The 25623-nt window shown below is 64.4% G+C and carries 19 protein-coding genes and 1 tRNA gene; 10 read left to right on the top strand and 10 right to left on the bottom strand.

Features of this window, described 5'->3' with window-relative positions:
• Positions 1-6: 6 nt before the first annotated feature.
• Entirely contained in the window at positions 7-582 is a 576-nt protein-coding gene (locus CXR00_RS17180; RefSeq protein ID WP_104056147.1) for a helix-turn-helix domain-containing protein, read from the bottom strand.
• 222 nt (positions 583-804) lie between these two features.
• Between CXR00_RS17180 and CXR00_RS17175 the strand changes: the two genes are divergently transcribed.
• Positions 805-2319 carry a sodium:solute symporter gene (locus tag CXR00_RS17175; RefSeq protein ID WP_104056145.1) on the top strand — a complete coding sequence of 505 codons (1515 nt, stop codon included), beginning with the start codon at positions 805-807 and terminating at the stop codon, positions 2317-2319.
• A 36-nt stretch (positions 2320-2355) separates the two neighbouring features.
• On the opposite strand, the gene CXR00_RS17170 is transcribed toward CXR00_RS17175, so the two are convergent.
• The gene (locus CXR00_RS17170) at positions 2356-3513 is read right to left on the bottom strand and encodes an AI-2E family transporter (protein ID WP_104056143.1); all 1158 of its coding nucleotides are present in this window, start codon (positions 3511-3513) and stop codon (positions 2356-2358) included.
• 68 nt (positions 3514-3581) lie between these two features.
• Positions 3582-5336, bottom strand: coding sequence for a long-chain-fatty-acid--CoA ligase (locus CXR00_RS17165; RefSeq protein WP_258060572.1), 1755 nt, complete (start codon positions 5334-5336; stop codon positions 3582-3584).
• A 379-nt stretch (positions 5337-5715) separates the two neighbouring features.
• Between CXR00_RS17165 and CXR00_RS17160 the strand changes: the two genes are divergently transcribed.
• From CXR00_RS17160 to CXR00_RS17135, 6 genes are all read left to right on the top strand, one after another.
• A complete protein-coding gene (locus CXR00_RS17160; RefSeq protein ID WP_207348529.1) occupies positions 5716-6840 on the top strand; it encodes a VIT1/CCC1 transporter family protein in 1125 nt (374 codons plus the stop codon).
• Between the two features lie 9 nt (positions 6841-6849).
• Positions 6850-7677: an aldo/keto reductase gene (locus CXR00_RS17155; protein WP_104056141.1), complete on the top strand. Its 828-nt coding sequence runs from the start codon at positions 6850-6852 to the stop codon at positions 7675-7677.
• A 102-nt stretch (positions 7678-7779) separates the two neighbouring features.
• Positions 7780-8736 carry a DUF6507 family protein gene (locus CXR00_RS17150; RefSeq protein WP_104056139.1) on the top strand — a complete coding sequence of 319 codons (957 nt, stop codon included), beginning with the start codon at positions 7780-7782 and terminating at the stop codon, positions 8734-8736.
• Complete coding sequence (locus CXR00_RS17145) at positions 8733-9248, top strand: hypothetical protein (RefSeq protein ID WP_104056137.1); 516 nt, start codon at positions 8733-8735, stop codon at positions 9246-9248. The genes CXR00_RS17150 and CXR00_RS17145 overlap by 4 nt, the downstream gene beginning before the upstream one ends.
• Before the next feature lie 372 nt (positions 9249-9620).
• On the top strand, positions 9621-11501 hold the full coding sequence (locus tag CXR00_RS17140) for a BCCT family transporter (RefSeq protein WP_104056136.1): 1881 nt from the start codon (positions 9621-9623) through the stop codon (positions 11499-11501).
• A 289-nt stretch (positions 11502-11790) separates the two neighbouring features.
• Complete coding sequence (locus CXR00_RS17135) at positions 11791-13344, top strand: alpha/beta hydrolase (protein ID WP_219816046.1); 1554 nt, start codon at positions 11791-11793, stop codon at positions 13342-13344.
• Between the two features lie 80 nt (positions 13345-13424).
• On the opposite strand, the gene CXR00_RS17130 is transcribed toward CXR00_RS17135, so the two are convergent.
• The 6 genes from CXR00_RS17130 to CXR00_RS17105 form a co-directional block, all read right to left on the bottom strand.
• Positions 13425-14834 (bottom strand): sugar porter family MFS transporter, encoded by a 1410-nt coding sequence (locus tag CXR00_RS17130; protein ID WP_104056132.1) that lies wholly within the window; start codon positions 14832-14834, stop codon positions 13425-13427.
• Positions 14835-14919: 85 nt separating this feature from the next.
• On the bottom strand, positions 14920-15822 hold the full coding sequence (gene sucD / locus CXR00_RS17125) for a succinate--CoA ligase subunit alpha (protein WP_104056130.1): 903 nt from the start codon (positions 15820-15822) through the stop codon (positions 14920-14922).
• A 38-nt stretch (positions 15823-15860) separates the two neighbouring features.
• On the bottom strand, positions 15861-17030 hold the full coding sequence (sucC, locus tag CXR00_RS17120) for an ADP-forming succinate--CoA ligase subunit beta (protein ID WP_104056128.1): 1170 nt from the start codon (positions 17028-17030) through the stop codon (positions 15861-15863).
• A gap of 206 nt (positions 17031-17236) precedes the next feature.
• Positions 17237-19735, bottom strand: a complete 2499-nt coding sequence (gene pcrA / locus CXR00_RS17115) for a DNA helicase PcrA (RefSeq protein ID WP_104056126.1) — start codon at positions 19733-19735, stop codon at positions 17237-17239.
• Between the two features lie 82 nt (positions 19736-19817).
• Positions 19818-20618, bottom strand: a complete 801-nt coding sequence (locus tag CXR00_RS17110; RefSeq protein ID WP_104056124.1) for an inositol monophosphatase family protein — start codon at positions 20616-20618, stop codon at positions 19818-19820.
• A 61-nt stretch (positions 20619-20679) separates the two neighbouring features.
• A complete protein-coding gene (locus CXR00_RS17105; RefSeq protein WP_104056122.1) occupies positions 20680-21999 on the bottom strand; it encodes an acyltransferase in 1320 nt (439 codons plus the stop codon).
• Here CXR00_RS17105 and CXR00_RS17100 point away from each other — a divergent pair.
• Complete coding sequence (locus CXR00_RS17100) at positions 21998-22633, top strand: hypothetical protein (RefSeq protein WP_104056120.1); 636 nt, start codon at positions 21998-22000, stop codon at positions 22631-22633. The two genes, CXR00_RS17105 and CXR00_RS17100, sit on opposite strands and share 2 nt — an antisense overlap.
• Before the next feature lie 82 nt (positions 22634-22715).
• Here CXR00_RS17100 and CXR00_RS17095 read toward each other — a convergent pair whose 3' ends face one another.
• On the bottom strand, positions 22716-24857 hold the full coding sequence (locus tag CXR00_RS17095; RefSeq protein WP_104056118.1) for an MMPL family transporter: 2142 nt from the start codon (positions 24855-24857) through the stop codon (positions 22716-22718).
• Positions 24858-24942: 85 nt separating this feature from the next.
• Between CXR00_RS17095 and CXR00_RS17090 the strand changes: the two genes are divergently transcribed.
• Positions 24943-25452: a MarR family winged helix-turn-helix transcriptional regulator gene (locus tag CXR00_RS17090; protein WP_219816045.1), complete on the top strand. Its 510-nt coding sequence runs from the start codon at positions 24943-24945 to the stop codon at positions 25450-25452.
• Positions 25453-25519: 67 nt separating this feature from the next.
• A tRNA-Arg gene (locus tag CXR00_RS17085) sits at positions 25520-25593 on the top strand.
• The last annotated feature ends 30 nt before the right edge of the window (positions 25594-25623 follow it).

Raw genomic sequence — 25623 nt, 5'->3', positions numbered from 1 at the left:
TCCGGGTCAGCTCGCCGACGGACTAACCAGCGTCCACAGCACCACGGCCTCTTCATCCGCAGGATTGCGCCATGAGTGCGGTTCCTGGCCGGGAAAGGTTACGGTGTCTCCTTCGGAGAGTTCCATGGTTTCTCCGGCAAACTCCAGCACAAAGCGCCCGCGGGCAACGTGGAGTACTTCCACGTCGCAATCCACGGAGTAGAGCTCAGTCTCCCCGGAGCCCCTGGGCTCAATGACTGCGCGGATGACCTGGATTCGGCGTTCGGCACGCGGCGTCACCAGCCGCTCCGTGATCCCCGTGCCGCCCAAATGCACTGACGGTGCATCGCGCCAGCGCGTCAGCTCCGTTGCCGGTGCAGTGAACAGGTCTCCGATGGAGATCGACAGCACCTGGCACAGCGTGAGCAGGGAAGCCACCGACGGCGATGTCAGGTCCCGTTCCACCCTGCTGAGGAACCCCTTCGTGAGACCCGTGGCACCGGCCACCTGCTCGATGGTCATCCGGCGGGCCTGCCGTGCCAGGCGGATCCTCGGCCCGATGGCCACCGGGGCATTGGAGGGCTCTACTGGCAAGGCCTTCATGACGGAAAATGTCCTCTCATTTCTTCTTACCTGCGGAAAAGCCGCCGGTTCCCTCTTCCGAGCATATCGACTGCGGCCCAGCGCCCAGTCCCGCCCTGCGCGGCACCAAGTAACAACTGCCGGAATCATTGACGGCGGCACCGCACTGAATTAGCCTACGGGACAACATAAGTTTACTTGGGGGCATTTTGCTGCCAAGTCTGGCGCAACGGCAGGAATTTCATGGAACACCTGAATACCGTCATCGTGGTGGCCTACCTCGCTGGCATGCTGGCCTTCGGCTGGTGGGGAAAGTCCCGGACCAAGAATGTCAGCGACTACTTGGTGGCCGGCCGCCGTCTGGGCCCGGTTTTCTACACCGGCACCATGGCCGCCGTGGTCCTGGGCGGAGCCTCCACTGTGGGCGGAGTGGGCTTGGGCTACACCTACGGGATCTCTGGAATGTGGCTGGTGGTGGCGATCGGCGCCGGGGTGCTGCTCCTGAGCCTGCTTTTTGCCTCCACTCTGCAAAAGCTGAAGATCTACACCGTCTCGCAGATGCTCACCCTGCGCTACGGAGTCCGGTCCACGCAGGTCTCCTCCATCGTGATGCTCGCCTACACCCTCATGCTGTGTGCAACGTCGACGGGGGCCTATGCGACCATCTTCGTGGTCCTCTTCGGCTGGGAGCGGTGGGCAGCCATCGCCGTGGGCGGCGCAGTGGTGCTCATCTACTCGACCATCGGCGGAATGTGGTCCATCACCCTGGCCGACATGGTCCAGTTCATCATCAAGACCGTGGGCGTTTTTGCCCTGATGCTGCCCTTCACACTCAACGCGGCAGGCGGCCTGGACGGCATCCGGGAGCGCGTGGGAGCCGAGTTCTTCAGCCTCACCGGCATCGGCGCCCAGAGCATCATTACGTACTTTGTGGTTTACACCCTTGGTTTGCTGATTGGACAGGACATCTGGCAGCGGGTCTTCACCGCCCGCACCCCGCTGATCGCGCAGTGGGGCGGCACCGCTGCAGGCATCTACTGCATCCTGTACGGGGTGGCCGGAGCAGTGATCGGCATGGCCGCCAGCGTGGTCCTGCCCGGCGTGGCTTCCAAGGACGACGTCTACGCCGATGTTGCCATCAACATCCTTCCGGTGGGACTGGGCGGCCTGGTCCTCGCGGCGGCCGTCGCTGCCATGATGTCCACAGCCTCCGGCGCACTTATTGCCGCCGCTACCGTGGCCCGTACCGACGTCGTTCCCTTTGTCACCGGTTGGGTCCGCGGACGCGGCACCGCTGCACCCGCTGAGGCAGAAGGAAACCCCGAGCACCTGGTGGCTCAGAACCGGGCCTGGGTGTTGGGCCTGGGCCTTGTGGCCATCGGCCTGGCCATCGCGGTCCAGGACGTGGTGGCTGCCCTGACCATTTCTTATGACATCCTGGTCGGCGGCCTCCTCGTGAGCATCCTCGGCGGGCTCACGTGGAAGCGGGGCACCGGATTCGGCGCGGCGCTGTCCATGGCCGCCGGCACCGTGGTCACGCTGGGAACCATGGTCTTCCTGGAAATCACTGCGGAACAGCAGTACGACGGAATCTACGCCAACGAACCCATCTACTTCGGGCTGCTGGCCTCGGCCGTCGCCTACATTGCCGGTTCGCTGCTCACGCCTCGCACCGACGACGTCGTGATGCGGGCCTGGGAGGACCGGGTAGCCGGCCGCTGGACGGACACCGACGCCGAGACCGCACCGGTAGCCTGAGGCGCCGCCCCCTGCACGGCTCGCCCAGGCCGAAAATCAGTCCTGGGCAGCCGCGCCGGCGGATTCCGCTTCCTCCGGCTCGGGGAGTTCGGGGACTTCCTCCGGATCGCCGTCGTCCTCTCCGATCCAAACTTTGATAATCGCCCAGGAAACCGCAGCGATGGGAACGGAGAGGATGGCGCCAACAATTCCGGCCAGAATTGTGCCGGCCGTCAGCGCCAGCAGAATCACCAGGGCGTGAATACTCAGGGTTCGGCCCATCACTACCGGCTGCAGGAAGTTTCCCTCCAGCTGGTTCACGGCAATAATCACGATCACCACGATCAGCGCCACCAGGGGCCCGTTGGCCACCAGGGCGATCAGGGCCGCCAGCACGCCCGCCGCCGTGGCTCCCACCAAAGGAATGAAGGAGCCGACAAATACAATCACGGACAGCGGCAGTGCCAGCGGCACCTGCAGGATGAACAGAGCCGCGCCGATGCAGATCGAGTCCACGGCGGCCACAATGGCCGTGCCCCGGACGTACCCGCCCAGAACCTCCATGGCCCGGGTACCGGACAGGCGCGCCTTCTGCAGCCGGTCCCCGTGGAACCAGCGCAGGACAAATGCCCAGATCTTGTCCCCGTCCTTCAGGAAGTAGAACAGCACCACGGCCAGCAGGATGAACCCCGTGATGAAGTTTGTGGCCGCACCAATGCCGGCCAGGGCGCCGTTACCCACAGCCGAGCTGGTGGCAAAGCTGATCGCGGCGTCACGGGCGTTTTCAATTGCGGCGGTGTCATGCGGGATGGGGCTGTCCTGAATGAATTCATACAGCTTGTTGAACCCGTCCACGGCCTGGTCCACCAGCGAGCTCCACTCGCTGCGGATGGCAAAAACGATGCCGGTGATGAGTCCGCCGAACACGATGAGCAGGAGCAGGAAGGAAACCCCGGTGGCAAGGGCGCTTGGCCACCCCTTGCGCCGCAGCCAATTCACGAACGGGGCAATGGCTGCGGCCAGAATCAGGGCGAGCAGCACGGGAATGACCACGAGGGTGATCTGCAACAGCCCATAGATGGCGACCACTGCGAGGACGAGCACCAGAAGGATCTGGGCGGCGCGTTGGGCAGCGTGGCCCAGGGAGCCGCTCCAGTACCGCTGAGGTGGTTCCCCCACGGGTCCGCGGTGCTGGGGGGACGGTGTTGTGGACATATCCTTGGTCTTCCTGTTGGCGGAACCGGTGAAGGAATTACTCGGGTGTTGCCTCTACTGTGTTGCCGCTACGGTGCAGTTGTGCCGTCGGTCGAGGCAGCGGACTCGGTCAGGCTGTCCCGGACGTGCCGGCGCAGCACCTTGCCGATCAGCGAGCGTGGCAGATCGGGAATCTGAACGATCCGGCGCGGCACCTTGTAGGCTGCCAGCTCTTTACGGACATACTCGCGGAGATCTTCGGGCTTGAAGTGTGCATCCTCCTTGAGGACCACGGCGGCTACGACGTCCTCTCCGCCGCTGGGCCTGCCAATGCCGACGACGGCGGCTTCGGCAATGCTGTCATGGCGCTTCAGCGCTTCCTCCACCTCGGACGGGGAAACGTTGAAGCCGCCGGTAATGATCAGTTCCTTGATCCGGTCGCGGATCGTGACGAAGTGATCCTCGTCCACGGAAACGATGTCACCGGTGCGGAACCAACCGCCGTCCAGCAGGGCCGCCTGGGTTTCCGTCGGCTTGTTCCAGTAGCCCTGGAAAACCTGGGGGCCGCGGATCAGCAGCTCGCCTTCCTGTCCGGCCGGCCGGTCCACGGTGGGGTCCTCCGGATCCACCACACGGATATCGGTCAGGGGGAACGGCACCCCCACCGTTCCGGGCTTCCGGGTGGGTCCCATCGGGTTGCCGATGGCAACCGGTGACGTTTCGGTCAGCCCGTACCCCTCGATCAGGTAGCCGCCGGTGGCTTCCTCCCAGGCCTGGACGGTTGCAGGCGGGAGGTTCATGGCGCCCGAAATCGCGAAGCGCACGCCCTTCAGGGAAACTCCCTTTTCCTTGGCCCCGGCGGCAATACGGTCATAAATCGGCGGAACGGCGGGCAGGAAGGTGGGCGGCGACTTCTTTGCGGCGTTCAGCACCAGGTCCACATCGAATTTGGGGAACAGGACAAGCTTCGCACCCAAGCTCATTGCGAAGGTAAGGCACAGCGTCAGGCCGTAGGCGTGGAACATGGGCAGGACGGCGTAGAAAGTTTCCTTGCCCGGGCGCAGCCCGGGCACCCAGGCCCTGCCCTGCGCGGCGTTGGCCATCAGGTTGGCGTGGGTGAGCATGGCACCCTTGGGGGCGGCCGTGGTGCCGCTGGTGTACTGAATTGCTGCGAGGTCCGATGCCGCAGGCCGGGGATGCCGGCGCCGCAGCGGACGGTGGTCCAGCAGCTTTTTCCAGGCGACGACGTTCCGCGATCCGCTGCGGGGCGTCCTGGAAACGGTCAGGGCCTCGCGGGCCTTGCGCGCCGCCGGAACCGGAAGCTTAAGGGCCAGCCGGTTTTTCAGCGGCATGCTCTCGATGAGGTTCACCGACACGATGCTGCGCAGCGGGATGTCCGTCGGCATCGCCTCCAGCCGATCCACCGCCTTGTCCCACGCCACAGCAACCGTGGCACCGTGGTCCTCGAACTGGTGCCGCAGTTCCCGGTCCGTGTACAGCGGGTTGTGCTCCACGACTACGGCTCCCAGCCGCAGGATCGCGTAGAACGCCACGATGTGCTGCGGGCAGTTCGGCAGCACCAGCGCCACGCGGTCGCCCTGCTTTACGCCCAGCTTCTTGAGTCCGGAGGCTGCTTGGCGGATTTGTTCGCCAAGGGCTTGATAACTGGTGGTCGCTCCGAAGAACTCGAGGGCGGTTTTGGAACCGTATTTGCGGATTGACTGCTCCACCATGTCCACCAGGGACCCATCTGGCAGGGACAGGTTTGCGGGAACCCCGGCGCCGTAGTGGCGCGTCCAGGGCCGTGGGTATTCGGCAGGGACTGTTGGTGTATGCGTAGTCACGTCCTCGACTTTAGCCGTTGGCCGGAGAGCTCCCGTCCCACGCCCTCCCATTCCGACACCATTGTCTGCTGTTGCCTGCATCCTGTCTTCCTCGGGTTGCACTTTAGTTCTCCGCTACACTGATAGGTCGAAGGGGAGTAGCTCCGGCCCTCCCGCAGAATCCATAGTAATGAACTCAGTCAGCTGTCATTAATTGCCGCTGGTTGACGCGTTCACCGGATCCGCGGAGCAGCCGAGGTCTGTCGACATACTGGCCGCCATGTGGCCCGGCATACCACCCGGTGTGTTCAACGCACGGGCGAGCGAGACCTTCGGTCAGTTTCGCCATCAGCTGACCGGAGCCTCCCCAAACGCTCCGGTCCACGTACCAGGAGCAGTGTTGAACACCCACCCCGAAGCCGAGCGCTCGCCCCAGCCCCGGCCGCCGTCGTCGTCCGACCTCAAACGGTGGCGTCAGTACCTTGCCGACGAACGAGCGGAAGCCGACACTTACCGTTACCTTGCCGAACGCCGCGACGGCGAAGAACGCGACATCCTGCTGGCCCTGGCCGAAGCAGAAGGCCGCCACGAAGCCCACTGGCGGGAGCTGCTGGGTGAAGAGGCCAACCGGAGAACCCGCGCGTCCCTGCGCAACCGTCTGCTCGGATTCCTGGCCCGGCGGTTTGGATCGGTGTTTGTCCTGGCGCTGGCCCAGCGGGCCGAAGGCCGCTCCCCCTACGCTCAGGATCCCAACGCCACGAGCGCCATGGCCGCCGACGAACAAATCCACGAGGAAGTAGTGCGGGGCCTGGCCACCCGCGGCCGCAACCGGCTCTCCGGCAACTTCCGGGCCGCTGTGTTCGGCGCCAACGACGGGCTGGTGTCCAACCTTGCCCTCGTGATGGGCATTGGCGCCACCGGCGTGTCCAGCGGCTTCATCCTCTTCAGCGGCTTGGCCGGCCTCCTGGCCGGCGCGCTCTCCATGGGAGCGGGCGAATACGTCTCCGTACGTTCCCAGCGCGAACTCCTCGAAGCATCCCGTCCCACCCAGATCACGCTGGCCGCCGCCAAATCCCTTGATATTGATGCCAATGAGCTGGTGCTTGTCTACCGGGCGCGGGGCATGTCTCCGGAAGCCGCAGAACACCGTGCGGCCGAGCGCATGGGCCTGTACAGCTGCGACTGTGACCCGAGCTTCTCGCTAAATCCCGAAGCTGCCGTGGAGGGTGTGGACGAGCATGAAACGGTGGGCACCGGAATCGGAGCCGCAACCTCCAGCTTCTGTTTCTTCGCTTCCGGCGCCATCATCCCGGTCCTGCCCTACATTTTCGGGCTCACCGGACTGACCGCCGTCATCATGTCCTGCGTTCTCGTAGGCCTGGCCCTGCTCATCACGGGCGGCGTGGTGGGTTTGCTGTCCGGCGCCTCACCCCTGAAGCGGGGACTGCGCCAGCTGGCGATCGGCCTGGGAGCAGCCGGCGCCACGTACCTGCTGGGCATGCTGTTCGGCACCGGCGTGGCCTAGGCTTCCCCCATGAATACTTCTGTGCCCCTCCTCCCGCTCCGCAGCGGCGCCCTCATCCCCCAGATCGGGCTGGGAACCTGGCCCCTCGACGATGATCAGGCGGCGAGTGCCGTGGAAACCGCCATCAGTCTGGGCTACCGGCATTTCGATACCGCAGAGAACTACCGCAATGAGAGGGGTGTGGGCGAGGGCCTGCGCCGCAGCGGCCTGGACCGCGCAGAAGCTTTCATCACCACAAAGTTCAACAAGGAATGGCACAGTTTCGACGGCGTTCGCCGGGCAGTGGAGGCGGCCACCCAACGGCTGGGAACGGACTATGTGGATTTGCTGTTGATCCACTGGCCCAATCCCGCACAGGACACTTATGTGGACGCTTTCCGAGGTATGCGGGCCGTCCAGGAGGAAGGCCTGGCCAAAGCCGTAGGCGTCTCCAACTTCAAGCCCGCCCATCTGCAGACGCTGGCCGATGCCGGTCTGGTTCCGGAAGTGAACCAGATCCAGCTTGACCCCTACCGGCCGCGCAGGGATGTCCGGGAGGCCAATGCCAGGCTCGGGACGGTGACCGAGGCATGGAGCCCGCTGGGCAAGGGCAGCCGTCTGCTGGAGGATCCCCTGCTCGGCACACTTGCCGCCAAATACGGCAAGACACCGGCACAGGTGGTGCTGCGCTGGGATATCCAGTCCGGCATCGTGACCATCCCCAAGTCCGCCAACCCGGAACGGATGGCGCAGAATCTGGACATCTTCGATTTTGAGCTCGATGACCAGGAGATGACAGCGCTGGACACACTGGAAACCGATGCTCCAGTGACCGATTCGGACGTCTTCGGCCACTAGCTCCCGGGGTTTTCCACAGGCGGGAAGCTCCCGTATCCGAGGCTAACCGGACCGGTTAGATTGAGCTGACCGGCCAGCCGCCGGGCATCGGAAGGGGAACTCGTGGCCGCCTACAACATTGACACCGCTGCGGTCATGGCTGCCCTGCAGGACACGGAAGCAGAGCTCGCTTCGCTGGTCACCCAACAAACAGATCTCCAGGGCGGGGTGGACGCGGTCACAGCCTCGCTCGGCGTCAGCCCGGTGGCACGGGCTTTCACTAACTTTGCGGCCGAAACGCTGTTCCATGACCTCCGTTCCGGACTGGTCAGCTCGGACCGCGCCGTTCGGTCCGTGAAGGCAGCGGTTGCCGAGTACGTCGCCGCCGATGAGGAGATGCGCAGGCGCGCTGAGGCAGCGGCAGCAGCTGTGCCGGCCGCCGGTTCCGGCAACCCGGGGAAAACGCTGCCCGCTGTCTTTCCCGGGGCCGTGCCGGAGGTGGGGCCGGAGGTGGGGCCGCGTGTCGAGCCGGATCGAGGTTCGGTGGTTTCGCCCGCTGTGCCCTTGCCCCGGCCTTTGCCGTCACCGCCCCCGGGCAAAGAGCCGGAGCCGGAACGCGGAGCTGTTGTGCCTCTGCCCGGACCGCCGCCCTGGAAGCCCGTCTGGCCGCGGAAGCCCCTTCCTGTCCTGCCGAACCCGCTGCTGAGAATCCCGTACTGGTGGATGCAGCTGCCGTGGTGGCGGCGTCCGCCGTGGTGGCTCGGCCCGCCACGGTGGATGCGTCCTCCGTGGTTCCCCGGGCTGCCCCGGTGGCCCCACGGGCCCGGCATACACAGATCTCCCTGGCTCTGGGGATTCTGGCCGGTGCCGGGCTGCCCCTGTCCGCATCGGCTGCCGGACATGGGCTTCCTGCCTCCTCCGGATTATTACTACCCCCTGGTCCCGCTGGAGGTTCCCCGGGTGGGCACAGAGCTGCCCGTCGCGCAGATGCTGATTGGCCGCCAGACCATACCCGCCGACGCCGAGACTCCGGCTGACTACGATGCCGGCCCCGGCAGCCGAAAGTGGGGACTGACATGAGCACCTCCATCGACCTGACGGCTACGGCGGGCTTGCCGGCCCCCTCGGAGCTTGAGGAAAGCGCCGCGGCCATCCTGCACCGAGGTTCCATCATCAACGATTCCCTTCAGCGGGCGCATGCCAGGTGGTCGCTTTTGGCCGATGCCTATGAAGCCCCCGAACAGTTTCAGGTCCGCGGCGGCATGGACCTGCCCCGCACCGCAGGGGAAGCAGTACTGCAAGCCGCCTCCCATGCAGCCTCGGCACTGAGGGCCTTCGCGGGCGCTGTCGAAGAAATCCACCGGAAGCGCCTTGAGCTCCAGGCCGAAGCCGGTGAGCTTCTGGAGGAGAACAACTGCCCCGCACCAACCGGCGCTTTGCCTGCCGGAAACGTCCCGACCAGTCTTCCCGCGCTCCTTCTGCAGAGCAGAGCGGACCAATTGGCCCTGGAGCTGAGCGCCGCTGAAGATGAGTGCATGCGTGCCTTGGCACGGTTGGAGCGCAGCCACGGTGCCGAGCGGCGGGGACTGTAGCGGGCGGGGTTCCTGCCTCTGATTTACCTGAGCTCCCGATCACAAAGGTGATGTGTGTTTCCACACCCCGCCCCCGGCCGAAATCGGCACAGGTCCGCGGTTGTGCGCCTTTGTTGGGCAATTTCCGGACAATTTTACTCCTGCGCAATTTGACTTGAATGTACAACCGGGAAAGCCTAAGAAGGACTACGCATCACTACGTATCAGGTGCGGAAGAAACGCAGAAGAGGGGCAGCGTCGCTTTCATCACCCGGTAAAAGCCATGCCCGCAGAGTTTATGCCTGCAGATTCCGGGACCAGCCGCCTCATCCCAGCCGCCCGAAATATCCTTACGAATACCGGGCATTCTTCCGTTAATATCTAGGAAGGCCTATGGCTAACACGACTGAAATTCCGCCCGCCATCCCGGGGGAAGACGCCCTGATTGCAGAAGCTGATCCGGACCAGGAACTGCTCCAGCAGCTCCTGGAAACCGAACGGGCGCATGAAGCTGCCCGCCGGGCCGACGTACCGGCCAAACTGGACAAGGTCCTCTTCGGAATCACCGGTGCACTGGCCATTGCCTTCATCCTGTGGGGATTCGTGGGCGGTGATTCGCTGGCCACGTCGTCCCAGACTGCTCTGGACTGGGTCATGGCCAACACCGGCTGGCTGTTTGTCCTGCTGGCGTCCTTCTTCGTGGTTTACGTCCTGTGGCTCGCCCTGGGCCGTTTTGGCAACATTCCGCTGGGCAAGGACGATGAGGAACCGGAGTTCAAGACACTGTCCTGGATCTCCATGATGTTCGCTGCCGGCATGGGCATCGGCCTGATGTTCTACGGCGTTGCGGAACCGCTGTTCCACTACGTTTCGCCTCCCCCCGGCACCGTGGACGGACAGACTCCGGAAGCCCTGCGCACCGCCATGGCCACTTCAATGTTCCATTGGGGACTGCATCCCTGGGCCATGTACGCAATTGTTGGCATCGCCATGGCTTACGGCAGCTACCGGCTTGGACGCAAGCAGCTCATTTCCTCCACCTTCACCTCCCTCTTTGGCCGGGCACGGGTTGACGGTCCACTGGGCAAGCTGCTGAACGTTTTTGCCATTTTCGCGACTCTCTTCGGCACCGCGGCCTCCCTTGGCCTGGGTGCACTGCAGATTGGCAGCGGCATGGAATCAACCGGCTGGGTCGACACCGTCGGCGCCCCCATCCTGGTTGGCATCGTCGCGATCCTGACGGCGTGCTTCGTAGGCTCAGCCATGTCCGGGATCTCCAAGGGCATCCAGTGGCTCTCCAACATCAACATGGGCCTTGCACTGCTGCTGGCGATCGTCGTTTTTATCGCCGGCCCCACACTGTTCATCCTTAACGTGATTCCCTCCGCCATTGCCGACTACGCCGGCAACATGGCCGAGATGGCGTCACGCACCGAGGCCGTCGGCGACGAATCCATGCGTGCCTGGCTCTCCGGATGGACCATCTTCTACTGGGCCTGGTGGCTTTCCTGGACGCCGTTTGTTGGCATGTTCATTGCCCGCATCAGCCGCGGGCGGACCATCCGGCAATTTGTCAGCGGCGTCCTGCTGGTTCCTTTCGTGGTCACCGTCCTCTGGTTCTCGATTTTCGGCGGCGCCGCCATCGGCACGTCCCAGACTGCCGCTCCGGGCGAGGCAGATGCCCTGACGGCGGCTGCCGGCTCGGACGCAGCCCTCTTCGAGCTGTTTGCCCTGCTGCCCATGCCCAACCTGATTGCTGCGGCCGTCGGTATCCTGGCCATGGTGCTGGTGGGCATCTTCTTCGTCACCGGTGCGGACTCCGCATCCATTGTGATGGCATCCCTGAGCTCCAACGGGTCTGACAAGCCGGCCCGCGGCGTCGTCATCTTCTGGGGTGTCCTGACCGGTGCGGTGGCGGCGGTCATGCTCCTGGCGGGAGACGACGCCGATCCGTCAACGGCGCTGGCTGCCCTGCAGCGGATCACCATCGTGGCGGCGCTGCCGTTCGCGCTCGTCATGCTGCTGATGACCGTTGCCCTCGCCAAGGACCTGACCCGCGACCCGATGGCCCTGCGGCGCCGGCTGGCCAGGTCAGTGGTTGAACGGGCTATCGCCTCCGGTGTGGATGAGCACGGCGGATCGACCTTCGATCTGTCCACGCATGAGCACGAGGCCACCACGCACGACGCCGCCACCCCCGCCCCCGTGCCCGCGCGTTCAGCGCAGGCCGGAACGCCAGCGGGCGACGGCGGACCGCTGCGCCCGCGCAGCTAGCCAGCCGAAGCTGGGGCCCGCGCAGCATTATTCTTGAGAATGCTGCGCGGGCCTCTGCTGTCTCGGCTGGGGGGCAACGCCTCATGTGAAGGCGGAAGAGTACTTGACGACAGAACCTGGCTGAAGACTCCCCGGCAGCGGGAACCGCTAATTCCCCCAATTTGGCCCCACTTTGACCGTCTTCCTTGCGGTACCTCAATCCTCTGCATAGCCTCCCACAAGTTACCGAATGGTAACTCGCTCCACGCCATGCTTTGCGACAATCACGCACAGAGACAATGAGGTCCCTATGAGGAAGCATCTTGGTATTCTGGCCGCAGCAGCAGGACTGCTGGGCTCATCCCTGGCAGCGGCTCCCGCCGTCTGGGCGGCACCGGTTCAAGCAGCCGCACCCGCCGTCCGCACCGACGTCGTCATCACGAGTTTTGACGGCACTCCCATCCACACCAACTTCTTTCCGGCCGCGGGTCTTGCCTCCGGCCAGCAGGCGCCCACTGTAATGGTCGGGCCCGGGTTCGGGCTTCCCGGCGGACGCCTCCCCGTCACTTCCACCAGCACACTCATCGGTTCCATCGGCATCGCTCCCCTGCGCGATGCCGGATATAACGTGGTGACCTGGGACCCGCGCGGCTTCGGCCTCAGCGGCGGCGAGGCCTACATCAACAACCCGCAGTACGAGGGCCGGGACGCCCAGGCCATCGTGGATTACATCGCGGCCCAGCCCGAGGCCCGCCTGGATGCCCCGGGGGATCCGGTGCTTGGCATGGCAGGTGCTTCCTACGGCGGCGGCATCCAATTTGTCCTGGCGTCCCAGGATCCGCGCGTAGACGCCATCGCCCCCACCATCGCCTGGAATGACCTGACCACCAGCCTGTACAAAGAAGGCTCGTTCAAGACTGGCTGGGGTGCGTTGCTCTGCACCGAAGGCACCGCGCTGGGCCAACTGGGTTCGCTCGTTGGCAACCAGGGCGCACTGTCCGCGCCTGTGCGCAAAGCCTGCAAGGAGGGGCTGACCTATCCGAACCGGCTCAGCTCCGAATCCGTGGCGTACTTCGCCTCGCTCACCCCGGACGAGATGTTCACGTCCATCACGGCACCGACCCTGATCATCCAGGGCACCGCGGATACCCTCTTTACGCTCTCCGAAGCCACCCGCAACTATGAACTGATCAGCAGCGCCGGCACCCCCACCAAGATGCTGCAGTTCTGCGGCGGTCACGGTCTGTGCAACTCCACGGCCGGACCGGACCGCATCACGCCTGCGGTGCTGAACTGGTTCGGCAAGTATCTGCAGGATGCACCGGTGGATACCGGAGCGGCGTTCGAGTTCATCGACCAGTTTGGCGTGACCCGGGCGGCTCCGGGTTATCCGGCAGCCACCGGGTCGCTGACCGGGTCCGGCAAGGGGCCGCTGCTGCTGACGCCGGCTGCCCTCAGCGGCGCGGTTGTTGCGGCGGCCGTGGCGCCGTCGGCCGTCAACGTGCCCATCAGCGCGCCGGCGGTGACGACGTCGGTCTTTGGAGCTCCGCAGCTGACCCTGACCTACCGCGGATACGCACCCCAGGGGAACACCCATGTGTATGCGCAGATCATAGACAGGGCCCGGGCGTCGCTGGTGCTGGGCAACCAGGTCACCCCGGTTCCCCTCATCCTGGACGGCCGGGAACGCACGGTGACAGTGCCCTTGGAAGAGGTGTCCTACACCGTAACGTCCGCCAGCAGGCTGGTGCTGCAGGTGACGCCGGCAACGTCCGTCTACGCACTTCCGAAGGCGACGGCCCTGACCAGCTTCACGGCGTCGGTCACGGTGCCGACGGTTGGCGCTTACCCTGTGGTTCCCTAGGTCTTCTGTCCTGCCATGCGGTAACAGCGGCAGAGGACTCTGCCGCTGTTACCGCATCTGACACTTCAGCCGGGCCCCGGCTACTTGGTGCCGGCGGCGCGGAGCTGTGCTTCCACCTGCTCCAGGCTTCGTCCCCGGGTTTCGGGCATGAAGTGCTTCACGAACACAATCGCGCAAAGGCCCAGCGCCACGAAGATGAAGAACGTAGTGGATATTCCGAGGCCGGCCATCAGCATGGGGAAAGAGAAGCCGACGGCGAAGTTCGCCATCCACTGCACGAAAACGGACAATCCCATGCCCAGCCCGCGGACCCGCAGCGGGAAGATTTCGGCGATCATCAGCCAGGTGACCGGAGAGATGGAACCCTGCTGGAAGGCCAGGAACAACACCGTCAGGGACAACACCACGAAGCCGCGGGCCGTCCCCTCGGGCATCGTAATGGAGGCGACGCCGATGAGCAGCAGCGTCGTGGAGGTGCCGATCAGGCCGGTGATCAGCATGGGACGGCGGCCCACCCTGCCCAGCAGCCAGATGCCCAGGATCGCGGCGGCCACCGAGACGACGCCGTTTGCGATGTTGGCGGTCAGCGCGGCTTCGGTGCCGAATCCGGCGTCGGCGAGGATCTGCGTCCCGTAATACACGATGGCGTTGACTCCGGTGATCTGCTGGACCACGGACATGCCCATGCCGATCAGCAGCACCCGGAACAGCCAGGGTTCGGCGAAGTCCTTGAAGGAACCGCGCCGGGTGTCTTCGCCGGCGCCCAGGGCGCGGACGCCGTCGTACTCGGTCTGCGCGTCTTCAGTGCTGCGGATTTTCTGCAGCACCGCCATCATCTGCGGGTAGCGTCCCTGCGCGGCGAGCCAGCGCGGGCTTTCCGGCACAAACTTCATGCCGATCCACAGGGCGATCGCCGGTAGCGAGGCCACGGCCAGCATCCACCGCCAGACGTGGGTCTCCCCGCCCCATGCGTTGCCGATGCCGGCGTTGACCGTGAAAGCAGCCAGCTGCCCGGTGACGATCATCAGCTGGTCCCGCGTCACCATTTGTCCGCGCCGGTCAGCGGGAGCAATTTCGGACAGGAACATGGGCACGACGGCGGATGCTCCGCCCACGGCCAGACCCAGCACCACGCGGGCCACCACCATCAAACCCACGGTGGGGGCAGCCGCTGTACCGAGGGCACCGGCGAGGAAGACTGCGGCCAGGGCCATCAACAGCCGGCGGCGGCCGAACCGGTCAGCGAGCTGGCCTGCGGCCAGGGCACCAAAGGCTGCTCCGAAAAGGAGGCTTGAAGTAATCAGGCCTTCCGTGAACGGGGTCAGGCCCAGATCCTCCGTCATGAAGGGCAGCGCCCCGTTGATGACACCGGTGTCATAGCCGAACAGGAAGCCACCGAGGGTGGCAATCCAGGAGGCACGCCCCAGCACACCGCGGTGGCGGTTTCGGCCCTGCCGTGCGGAGGAGGCGGGGGTAAGAGTTGTGGACATCACGTTCTTTCTGGATATAGCCAAGCGCACAAAAACCCCCGCCCGCCGGAAAGTACTCCGGCGGACGGGGGCTGATGCGTGCGTGTTAGAGCGCTGCGTAAACTTCGCGCAGCAGGGTGGCGGTCTCGGACGGCGTCTTGCCGACCTTCACGCCGGCAGCTTCAAGAGCTTCCTTCTTGGCCTGAGCGGTTCCTGCGGAACCGGAGACGATGGCGCCTGCGTGGCCCATGGTCTTGCCTTCGGGAGCGGTGAAGCCGGCCACGTAGCCGACAACCGGCTTGGTGACGTTGGCCTTGATGAACTCGGCGGCACGCTCTTCGGCGTCGCCGCCGATTTCGCCGATCATGACGATGGCCTTGGTCTCCGGGTCAGCTTCGAATGCGGCCAGCGCATCGATGTGCGTGGTGCCGATGACGGGGTCGCCGCCAATGCCGATGGCGGTGGAGAAGCCCAGGTCACGCAGCTCGTACATCATCTGGTAGGTCAGGGTGCCGGACTTGGAGACCAAGCCGATCGGGCCCTTGGAGGTGATGTTGTTGGGGGTGATGCCAACCAGTGCTTCGCCCGGGGTAATGATGCCGGGGCAGTTCGGGCCGATGATGCGGGTGACCTGGTTGCCGTCGGCATCCACCTTGGACTGGGCGTGGGCCCAGAACTCAGCGGAATCCTGGACGGGAACACCTTCGGTGATGACGACGACGAGGCCGATGCCGGCGTCGATCGCTTCCATGACGGCGTCCTTGGTGAAGGCCGGCGGCACGAAGACGATGGAGACGTCTGCGTTGGTCTTGTCCATGGCCTCGGTGACGGTGCCGAAAACGGGCAGTTCCACGTCGCCGTGGGTGACCGTGGTGCCGGCCTTGCGGGCGTTAACGCCGCCGACAACCTGGGTTCCGGCCTTGAGCATCAGGGCGGTGTGTTTGGTTCCTTCGCCGCCGGTGATGCCCTGAACGATGACCTTGGAGTCCTTGTTCAAAAAGATAGACATAAGGGGATTCTCTTTCTAAAGGTTCGACAGGCTCTGGATCAGCGAGCGGCGTAAGCGAGCTCGGCAGCCTTGTCGGCGCCTTCGTCCATGGTGGTGGCCAGCGTGACCAGCGGGTGGTTGGCTTCGGCGAGGATGCGGCGGCCTTCTTCGACGTTGTTACCGTCCAGACGGACGACCAACGGCTTGTTGGCTTCGTCGCCCAGGATTTCCAGGGCCTTGACGATGCCGTTGGCGACGGCGTCACAGGCGGTGATGCCGCCGAAGACGTTCACGAACACGGACTTGACCTGCTCGTCGTTCAGGATGACGTCCAGACCGGCGGCCATGACGGATGCGGAAGCTCCGCCGCCGATGTCCAGGAAGTTGGCCGGCTTCACGTTGCCGTGCTTCTCGCCGGCGTAGGCGACGACGTCGAGCGTGGACATGACCAGACCGGCGCCGTTGCCGATGATGCCAACCTGGCCGTCAAGCTTGACGTAGTTGAGGTCGTTGGCCTTGGCCTTGGCCTCGAGCGGATCGGCAGCGTCCTTGTCTTCCAGCGCGGCGTGGCCGGGCTGGCGGAAGTCTGCGTTTTCATCCAGGGAAACCTTGCCGTCGAGGGCAACGATGTCACCGGCGCCGGTGCGCACCAGCGGGTTGACCTCCACCAGGGTGGCGTCTTCCTTGACGAAGACATCCCACAGCTTGAGGATCGCGTTGACGACGCCTTCGCGCAGCTCCGGCGCGAAGCCGGCGGCGTCGACGATCTCTTCGGCCTTGGCCTGGTCGATGCCCACGGCGGGGTCAACGGCAACGCGGGCCAGGGCGTCGGGGCGCTCTACGGCGAGGACCTCAATTTCCATGCCACCTTCCACCGAGCACATGGCCAGGTAGTTGCGGTTGGCACGGTCCAGAAGAACGGAGAAGTAGAACTCCTCGGCAATGTCAGCGCCCTGGGCGATCATCACGGTGTTGACGGTATGGCCCTTGATGTCCATTCCGAGGATGTCGGAGGCGTACTGGAACGCCTCGTCAGCGGTCTTAGCGACCTTGACGCCGCCAGCCTTGCCTCGGCCACCGACCTTGACCTGTGCTTTGACGACAACTACGCCGCCAATCTTCTCGGCTGCAGCTTTTGCTTCTTCAGGAGTGTGCGCCACGATTCCGGCAAGCACGGGTACACCGTGCGCCTCAAAAAGATCGCGCGCCTGATATTCAAACAGGTCCACGGGCTAGTGTCCTTCTACGTCGAAGTAGGTTTACATTCGATCAAATGATCGCAGAAGCAGATGCATGTAGCCGGTCTGCCTCTCTGGAACTTTAGTCGCTCAGCGCTCAATGCCGTCCATAGACTACCGCTTTAGTGATTAAGCGCACAGTTCTATGGTTTGTAGAAATCCGCTGCCGTGGAGTATGAGGCGCAGATTACTTTCCCCTAAGACTCCTTTGTCAACGGCGCATACCTCAGCAGCAGGCGCTTCTCGCCGACGTCGAACTTCACCTTGGCGACGGTCTTGTCGCCGGAGCCTTCCACCGCGAGCACCGTTCCGTGCCCGAAGGATGTGTGGTTGACCTTGTCCCCCGGCGCCACTGAAATGACTTCCTTCTGCGGCTGCACCCGCCCAATGGCCTTGGCAACGGGAGCAGCGGAAATGTTGCCGCCGGTGCCGGAGCCCGACGCGGACCCTGCACCCCAGTGCGAGCCGCCGTACCGGCTGGACCCGGCTCCGGAGCTCCCGCCCCAGGCGGGCCGTTCCATCCCTTCGCGCTTCCACTCGATCAGTTCCCCGGGGATCTCCCCGACAAACTGGCTGGCGGGGTTGTACTGGCTCTGCCCCCACATGCTCCGCACTTCAGAACGCGTGATGTAGAGGCGCTTTCGGGCACGGGTGAGGCCCACGTAAGCGAGCCGCCGTTCTTCGGCCAGCTCCGCAGGGTCGGTGGCCGAACGCTGGTGCGGGAAGAGCCCCTGCTCCATGCCGGTCAGGAAGACCACCGGGAATTCCAGGCCCTTGGCGGTGTGCAGGGTCATCAGTGTTACCACGCCCTGGCGGCGGGACTCCTCGACGGCGGCTGCCACTTCCTCGGCCGAGCCTTCCGGCGCGTCTGGGATGGAGTCGGCGTCCGCCACCAGGGAGACCTGCTCCAGGAACTCCCCAAGCGAGCCCTCGGGATTGTCCTTCTCATATTCGCGGACCACTGCCACCAGTTCGGCAAGGTTCTCCACCCGCGATTCATCCTGCGGGTCAGCGGAGGAACGCAGCTGGGCCAGATAGCCAGTCTGTTCAAGCACGGCTTCCAGGGCGGCCGCGGCACCGGAGCCGGACGCCACCTCGGACAGGTCATCGATGAGCTTGACGAACCCGTTGACTGCGTTGAGTGACCGGGTGGCCAGCCCCGGGGCCTCGTCCGCCCGCCGCAGGGCTGCCATGAAGGAAATCCGTTCCCGCTCGGCCAGGGCCGCTACGGCATATTCGGCGCGGTCGCCGATGCCGCGCTTGGGCTCGTTCAGGATCCGGCGCAGGTTCACGACGTCGTCTGAGTTCACCAGCACGCGCAGGTAGGCCAGCGCGTCCTTGATTTCCTTGCGCTCGTAGAACCGGGTGCCGCCGACCACCTTGTAGGGCAGCCCCACGCGGACCAGGACGTCTTCGAGGGAACGGGACTGTGCGTTGGTCCGGTAGAACACCGCGACGTCGCCCGGGCGCAGACCCTCTTCATCCTGCAGCCGATCAATTTCCTCGGCAATGAACCGGGCTTCTTCGTGTTCGTTTTCGCCCACGTAGCCAACAATCTTTTCGCCGTTGCCCTCGGCCGTCCACAGGCGCTTTTCCGGCCGGTTCGGGTTGCGGGAGATGACGGCGTTGGCTGCGTTCAGGATGGTTTGCGTGGACCGGTAGTTCTGTTCCAGCAGGATGGTGCGCGCTGTTGGATAGTCCTTCTCGAAGTCGACAATGTTGCGCACATCGGCTCCGCGGAACGCGTAAATAGACTGGTCCGAGTCACCGACCACCGTGAGCTCGGCCGGCGGGATGTCCACCGTGTTGTGTTCACCGGGCACACCCACCAACTCCCGCACCAGCGCATACTGCGCATGGTTGGTGTCCTGGTACTCGTCTACGAGGATGTGGCGGAACCGCCGGCGGTAATACTCGGCTACGCCGGGGAACGCACGGAACATGTAGACCGTCTGGGCGATCAGATCGTCAAAGTCCATGGCGTTGGCCGACCGCATGCGCTCCGTGTAGCCCTTGTAGACATCGGCGACTGCCTGCTCAAACGGATCGGAGTAGTTGGCCGAGGCGGCAAAGGACTCGTCGTCGATCAGTTCATTCTTCAGTGCGGAGATCTTGTGCATGATCATTTTGGGCGTGAATCGCTTGGGGTCCAGGTCCAGGCCCTTGGCCACCAGCGTGATCAGGCGCAGTGAATCCGCTGAGTCATAGATGGAGAAATTGGAGTTCATGCCCACGGATTTGGCCTCGCGGCGCAGGATGCGCACGCAGGAGGAGTGGAACGTGGAAATCCACATGGTCTTGGCGACGCCGCCAACCAGCGTTTCGATGCGCTCGCGCATTTCCGCCGCGGCCTTGTTGGTGAACGTAATCGCCAGGATCTGGCCGGGGTTGGACCGTCCCGTGGCCATCAAATAAGCAATCCGATGGCTGAGCACCCGGGTTTTGCCCGATCCCGCTCCGGCCACGATCAGCAGCGGTGAGCCGGCATGCTTCACTGCTTCTTCCTGCTGCGGATTCAGGCCCTGCAGCAGGTCCGCTGCCCGCTTTTCATCAACGCGCGACGGCGTGTGCGGGCGTTCGACGTCGCCGCGCCCGTTCTGCGAAGGAGAGTCCGCGGCGGAATCGGCGGCGGCGGTACCTGGCTTGCCGGCGTCGGTCTTGGCGGCTGAAAAGTACGGATCAAAAAGATAGTCCATGGTGCTCTTAAGTCTAGGCGCTGGCGCCGACCATTCCGGCGCTGGCCTTTTGCCGTGGTGGGCTGCGCCTGGCCGGCCCCGTTCAGGCCCGTATGAGCGCGCCTTCGATTTCGCGTACCGCCGACGCCCTACCCGCGATGTGCCACCGGAAACCGTTCACCTCAACCACGGCCGTGCTTCCGCCGGCGGCCCGCACAATGGCCTTGCCCGGCAGCCAGTCCCACTCCGGGCAGCTGTGCTGGAACCAGGCTCCCAGCCGGCCTGACGCTACTCCCCCGAGGTCGCAGGAACCCGAGCCGAGCATGCGGATGGTGGCAGCCCGGGAGGCCGCAGCGGTCCAGGGACCGGCCACTTCGGGGCGGAGCAGCCAGGTGGGATGCAGGTAGGTTCCGGCGCTGAGCCGGTCCAGGGATGCGTCTTCCAGCGGCGGAACCGGATCACCGTTGAGGGTGGCGGGGTGTCCCTCGCCGCCGAGCCACAACCTGTCTTCCTGCGGCTGGAAAATGGCTCCCAGCAGAACGTCAGGATCACCGTCCAGTGATTCCGGCTCGTCCGCCTTCAGGGCAATCGCGGAACACCAGTACGTGGATCCGGCAAAGAAGTTATAGGTCCCGTCCACGGGGTCGATCACCCAGGATCTGCCGGAGGTGCCCGTAACGCTGGCACCTTCCTCCCCCACTATTCCGTCATCGGGGCGGAGCTCGCGGATCCGCTCCACCACCAGCTTTTCAGCAGCATGGTCCGCCGCGGTGACGACGTCGGACACGGTGGTCTTGGCGGTTGCGGTCAGTCCCTCCGAGCGCATGCGCAGGGCCAGTGCCCCGGCATCGCGCACCAGGGAAGCCGCCAGGGAGAAATCTTCGTTCGTCGCGTGAACACTCATTCGGCCAGCCTATCGGGCGCCATCACCTAACCAAAGGAGCAGCTGCCGGCGGCCGGCCGGCTCAGGCTTGCGCGGCTGCGGCGGCGGGTGTTTCCGGGAATCCGTCCGCTGTAGCGGCGGGCATGAGCGGCGCGGCGGGTCCGGCGGAAGGCTCCGGGACGGCAGCGTGCGGTGCCGCAGCTTTTCCGGCCCGGCGGACCGCGCGCATGATGGGCCGCTCCAGCCAGATCCAGGAGCAAATAGCCGGCAGGAACGTGAGGACTCCCGCAATGATGATGTAGGCGGGCAGCCCCCGTTCATGCAGCCCGTACAGCGCCAGCAGCTGCTGGACCGGGAAGGCATAAATGTAGATGCCGTAGGACACGTCGTTTTTCTTGACCAGCTGCGGCGAAGGAAGCCACAGCGAGATCCACAGGAGCCCGTAAGCGATGAACGCCCCGGAGGCGCCGCCGCCCCAGGTCGGAAAGAGAGCGGTGAGGACCGCAGCGGCGGCCAGCGAGAGCACTGCCGGCACCCAGTGGATGCCGATCCGGTGCTTCCAGACGTAGACCAGGGCACCGCCAAGGAAAAACGGCAGCAGATGCATCAGCATCGTGAACTCGTAGTTGCCCTGCGCGTACGGGGCAATGCGCGTCATCGCGACGTTGGCCGCCACGCTCAGGACGAACAGGACAGTGATGGGCCACGGAGACTTGCGCACCAGTGCAAACAGACCGATAAAGGCCACGATGATGTAGCAGCAGAACTCAAAGTAGATGCTCCACAATGAGCCGTTCCACACTCCGGCGTAGGGAACCGCGGCAGGGGTTCCGGCAACGTCGTACGCGTTCATCCGCAGTCCCAGATTGGTGAATACGTAGTTAAAGGGTGTGGTTCCGGTGCCGAAGAAGCCGTCCAGGGAGCCGTTCGCCTTTGCATAGCCGATGGGCGCAAAGACAGCCGCCACCACAATCAGGCAGACGACGAATGCGGGCACGATGCGCGCGATGCGGTGCACGAGGTAATCGCCCAGGCTGTGAGTGAAGCGGCTGTGCGTGATGAGGTACCCGCTGATGACGAAGAAACCTGCAACGGCCCAGCCGCCCAGCGTATCCCCCGCGAAGGACGGCGAGTTTTCAGTCCCCGAAAGCGGCCAGGCATGGTGCACGAGAACGGCAACGGCGAAGATCAGCCGAATCAGGTTCAGGCTGTTATTCCGTGCATCAAACGGCTTGCCGATCCATAGGCTGTCGGCAGCCCGGTAATTTCCCAACATGGCCTCCAGCGGCGTTGACAACCTGCCAATGCTATCTGACCGGTACAAATCCGAGGTGCAGAGGACTCCGTGGCGGTGCAGGTTTTCAGCACGGCCGCTGCGCACTGCGGCCATACTGTTAAGCATGGGAAAAACTCCGGCACAGCGGGCCGCCAAGCACGGCGAGAATGCAGTCGCCCCGCCGCATACAGCGAATATGGCCACTCCGCCCTCCGGGCAGCAGGCCAAGTCCAACGCCAATCTGATCCTGGTGGCGGCGGTTGCCACCACTTTATTCATGTTCTTCTACCTGCACCTGCTGGTGCTGGATCAGATGACGCAGCTCTCCGGTGGCATGGCCATGCCCGATTCGCTGGTGGGCGGCTACAGCATGGAGTACCTGGCGGACCTGCGCTCGGTCATGGACGCCGATGCCCTCGGCCAGCTCAGTTATGTGCACAAGACAGCCGGCACCATCTTTCCCCTGATCTTTGGCTTCACCTGGCTTCTGATCATCGGGCTGAATGCCCGCGGACGGGTCAAACGCTGGATTCTGTGGGCTGCCCCCATCCTCTTTGTCATTGTGGATCTGTGGGAAAACGTTGCCATTGACGCGGCTCTTGGCGCGGACACCCTGACCAGTGCCGATGCGACCCTGGCCAGCGCCCTGACGATTGCGCGCTGGGTCCTGTTTGCCCTGAGCCTGCTGGCATCGCTGGTTGCCGTGTTCAGCAAACGCCGTCCCCCCGCGGCGGACAGCCAGGCTTCGACGAAAGCCTAGCCGCCCACGATCGACTTCAAGCAGAAAAGTGCCTGTCCGGATAGTCCGGACAGGCACTTTTTTGTTTCTTACGGGTGAACCGTCAGCGGGTGGTTGCCCGATGTGCGCCGGCGGGTGCAGGCAGGGACTCCGATCCCGAATCATCACTCGAGGCAGGTGCCTCGTGCCGGCCTCCCGTGCCGGCTTTGCCTGCCGGATTGGACGGCCACCAGAACTTGTCGCCCAGGATGAAGGTCAGCGCCGGAACGATGACCGTGCGCACCACCAGGGTGTCGAGCAGGACGCCGATCGCCACGGTGATACCCACCTGGGTCAGGGTGACCAGCGGCAGCACGCCAAGGACAGCGAAGACGGCAGCGAGCAGGATGCCGGCACTGGTGATCACGCCGCCGGTGGAGCGAAGGGCGCTGAGCATGCCCTGCTTGGTGCCCATGGTCATGGCGTTCTCTCGGGCCCTCGTGGTCAGGAAGATGTTGTAATCCACACCCAGTGCCACCAGGAAGATGAACGAGTACAGCAGCGTGAGCGTGTCCAGGGCCGGGAAGCCCAGCACGTTCACGAACAGCACCCAGCTGAGGCCGGTGCTGGCAACGAACGTCAGGAGCACTGAGGCCACCAGGAGAACCGGAGCCACGATGCTGCGCAGCAGGACCAGCAGAACGAGGAACACCAGGATGATCACCGAGGTGACCACCAGGGTCAGATCATGCTGGTTTGCTGACAGCTGGTCCACGCGTTCGGCGGCTTCCCCGCCCACCAGCGCTTCATATTCAGGGGTTTCCGCCAGATCGTTGCGCAGGTCTTCAATGAACGCGTTGGCCTCGGCAGTGCCGGGCTCGTATTGGTCTACAACGTCGATGCGGCTCACACCGTTGTTTTCGGAGACCACGTCGGCGCTGGACACGCCTTCAACAGCGGCGAGTTCTTCCGCCGCGGCTTCCGCGGAATCGGTATTCACCAGGACAATGACCGGCGAGGTGGACCCGGCGGGGAAGCCTTCGGCAAGGGTTTCGGCTGCGGTGACGGCCTGCGGCTTCTCGGTGAACTGTTCGTTCTCGCTGAGGCCGATCTGGACGTTGAACAGGAGTGCGCCGGCCGCCAGCAGGACGACGACGGCGGTGCCGGCGATGCGCTTGGGGGCACGGGCCGTGGCCTCTCCGAGCTTCCCCCAGAATTTGCCTTCGCGGGCTGCGTCGCCGACCTTGGGCACGAACGGCCAGAAGAGCTTCCGGCCGAGCAGCACCAGAGCTGCAGGCAGGATGAACAGGGCACTGAGGATGGCCAGCACAATGCCGGTGGCTGCGGAGAAGCCCAGGCCGCGGTAGCTCAGGGTATCGGTGAAGAGCAGCACCAGCAGGGCCAGGATAACCGTGCCGCCGGAGGCGATGATCGCTTCCCGGGTGCGGGTGAGCGCTTTGCCCATGGCCTGGTACTTGGACTCGTGGATGCGCAGTTCTTCGCGGTACCGGGCGATCAGCAGCAGGGCGTAGTTGGTGGCAGCACCAAAGACCAGCACGCTGGTGATGCCCACTGCGGACGGATCAACGTCGATTCCCACTACCGGCGCCAGCAGGTCCACCACCTTCAGTGCAGCCTGTTCGATGGTGGCCACCACGGCCAGGGGAACCAGCCAAAGCCACGGTGACCGGTAGGTGATGAGCAGCAGGAGCGCAACGACGCCGGCGGTAACGGTCAGCAGAATGAAGTTTGCTCCGGAAAAAACACCGGCCAGGTCAGCAGTGAACGCCGCCCCGCCGGTCAGTTCAGCCTTGATGCCTTCGGGGGCGGCATCCGAAATGCTTCCGCGGAGGCTTTCCACCTCGGCGGCAACGGCATCGCCGTCGTCCGCGGCCGCTTTCAGGGTGACCGGAACCAGACCGACCAGCTTGTTTTCCGACACGATCGGCGGCACCTGCGGAGGCGGGCCAACGGCCCCCAGCTCCGTGGCAGCGGCATTAATCTCTGCGATCGCGGCCTGATCGGCGTCGGTCAGTTCGCCGCCGTCCTCCCGGGACACCACGATCAGTGCGGTGGATGTCTGCGCATCGGGAAACTCTTCGAGGAGTTCGTTGACCTGCGTGGTTTGGTATTTGTCACTGAGGCCTCCGACGGTGGAGGCCTCGTTCTCCTGCGCCGGCAAAGCAAAGAGGCCAATGACGACCGCAAGGCTCAGCAGCAGCGTAATCCAGGCCGCTTTGGCCGACTTCACTATCCCTGCGTACATGCTCGCTCCTGGTGCACTAAAAATTGTCTCCAGCAAAAAGTATCTCACTTATAGAGATACTTCAATGTCGAGTTACAGTAGGACCGTGGAAGAAATAGACCTGCGGCGCAACATCATCAACGCCATCCGCGGCATGAGCCTTGACGGGCAGCGCGTGGCGGATACTTTCGCGCACCGGCACGGACTCAATAACACCGACATGCGGGCATTGACCCTCATCATGGAGGCTGAGCTGAAGCATGAAGCTCTGACGGCCGGCCGGCTAAGCGCCAAGCTGGGCACTTCCACCGGAGCCACCACTGCGGTGATAGACCGGCTGGAACGGATCGGACACATCCACCGCAACCGCGACCATGCGGATCGCCGGAAAGTAACCCTTCATTTTGAACCGCTGGCGATGCAGCTCGCGGGGGCGTACTTCGGGCCGCTCGGAGCGCTCACCGACGAGGTCATGAACCGGTACACCACGGAGGAACTGGCAACTGTCCACCGGTTCATGGAAGACATGCGCTCTGCCTATGCTGCTCATCAGGCCGCGTTGGCCGATCCTGTTCCGCCGGCGGCAACAGAGCCCGCCGAACAACACGGACCGTAATGCCTGCAACAACACCGCCGCGGAAACAGGTAAGCTGATAACCGCCTGCCGGCCAGTCCGGCAGTCCGCCCTCGTAGCTCAGTAGGATAGAGCGGCCCTCTCCTAAAGGGCAGGTCGTCGGTTCGATTCCGGCCGGGGGCACTTTCTATGCCCGGACGCTTTTTCTGCCCG

It is taken from the genome of Arthrobacter sp. 9E16 (assembly GCF_002929435.1).
Lineage (GTDB): Bacteria > Actinomycetota > Actinomycetes > Actinomycetales > Micrococcaceae > Arthrobacter_B > Arthrobacter_B sunyaminii.
This window is presented reverse-complemented; position numbering and strand designations above follow the sequence as displayed.

Excerpts from the sequence above, each read along its gene's own strand:
- CXR00_RS17180 (WP_104056147.1), bottom strand. The coding sequence starts at position 582 with ATGAAGGCCTTGCCAGTAGAGCCCTCCAATGCCCCGGTGGCCATCGGG.
- CXR00_RS17175 (WP_104056145.1), top strand. The coding sequence starts at position 805 with ATGGAACACCTGAATACCGTCATCGTGGTGGCCTACCTCGCTGGCATG.
- CXR00_RS17170 (WP_104056143.1), bottom strand. The coding sequence starts at position 3,513 with ATGTCCACAACACCGTCCCCCCAGCACCGCGGACCCGTGGGGGAACCA.
- CXR00_RS17155 (WP_104056141.1), top strand. The coding sequence starts at position 6,850 with ATGAATACTTCTGTGCCCCTCCTCCCGCTCCGCAGCGGCGCCCTCATC.
- CXR00_RS17145 (WP_104056137.1), top strand. The coding sequence starts at position 8,733 with ATGAGCACCTCCATCGACCTGACGGCTACGGCGGGCTTGCCGGCCCCC.
- CXR00_RS17140 (WP_104056136.1), top strand. The coding sequence starts at position 9,621 with ATGGCTAACACGACTGAAATTCCGCCCGCCATCCCGGGGGAAGACGCC.
- CXR00_RS17135 (WP_219816046.1), top strand. The coding sequence starts at position 11,791 with ATGAGGAAGCATCTTGGTATTCTGGCCGCAGCAGCAGGACTGCTGGGC.
- CXR00_RS17130 (WP_104056132.1), bottom strand. The coding sequence starts at position 14,834 with ATGTCCACAACTCTTACCCCCGCCTCCTCCGCACGGCAGGGCCGAAAC.
- sucD (WP_104056130.1), bottom strand. The coding sequence starts at position 15,822 with ATGTCTATCTTTTTGAACAAGGACTCCAAGGTCATCGTTCAGGGCATC.
- pcrA (WP_104056126.1), bottom strand. The coding sequence starts at position 19,735 with ATGGACTATCTTTTTGATCCGTACTTTTCAGCCGCCAAGACCGACGCC.
- CXR00_RS17110 (WP_104056124.1), bottom strand. The coding sequence starts at position 20,618 with ATGAGTGTTCACGCGACGAACGAAGATTTCTCCCTGGCGGCTTCCCTG.
- CXR00_RS17100 (WP_104056120.1), top strand. The coding sequence starts at position 21,998 with ATGGGAAAAACTCCGGCACAGCGGGCCGCCAAGCACGGCGAGAATGCA.
- CXR00_RS17105 (WP_104056122.1), bottom strand. The coding sequence starts at position 21,999 with ATGCTTAACAGTATGGCCGCAGTGCGCAGCGGCCGTGCTGAAAACCTG.
- CXR00_RS17095 (WP_104056118.1), bottom strand. The coding sequence starts at position 24,857 with ATGTACGCAGGGATAGTGAAGTCGGCCAAAGCGGCCTGGATTACGCTG.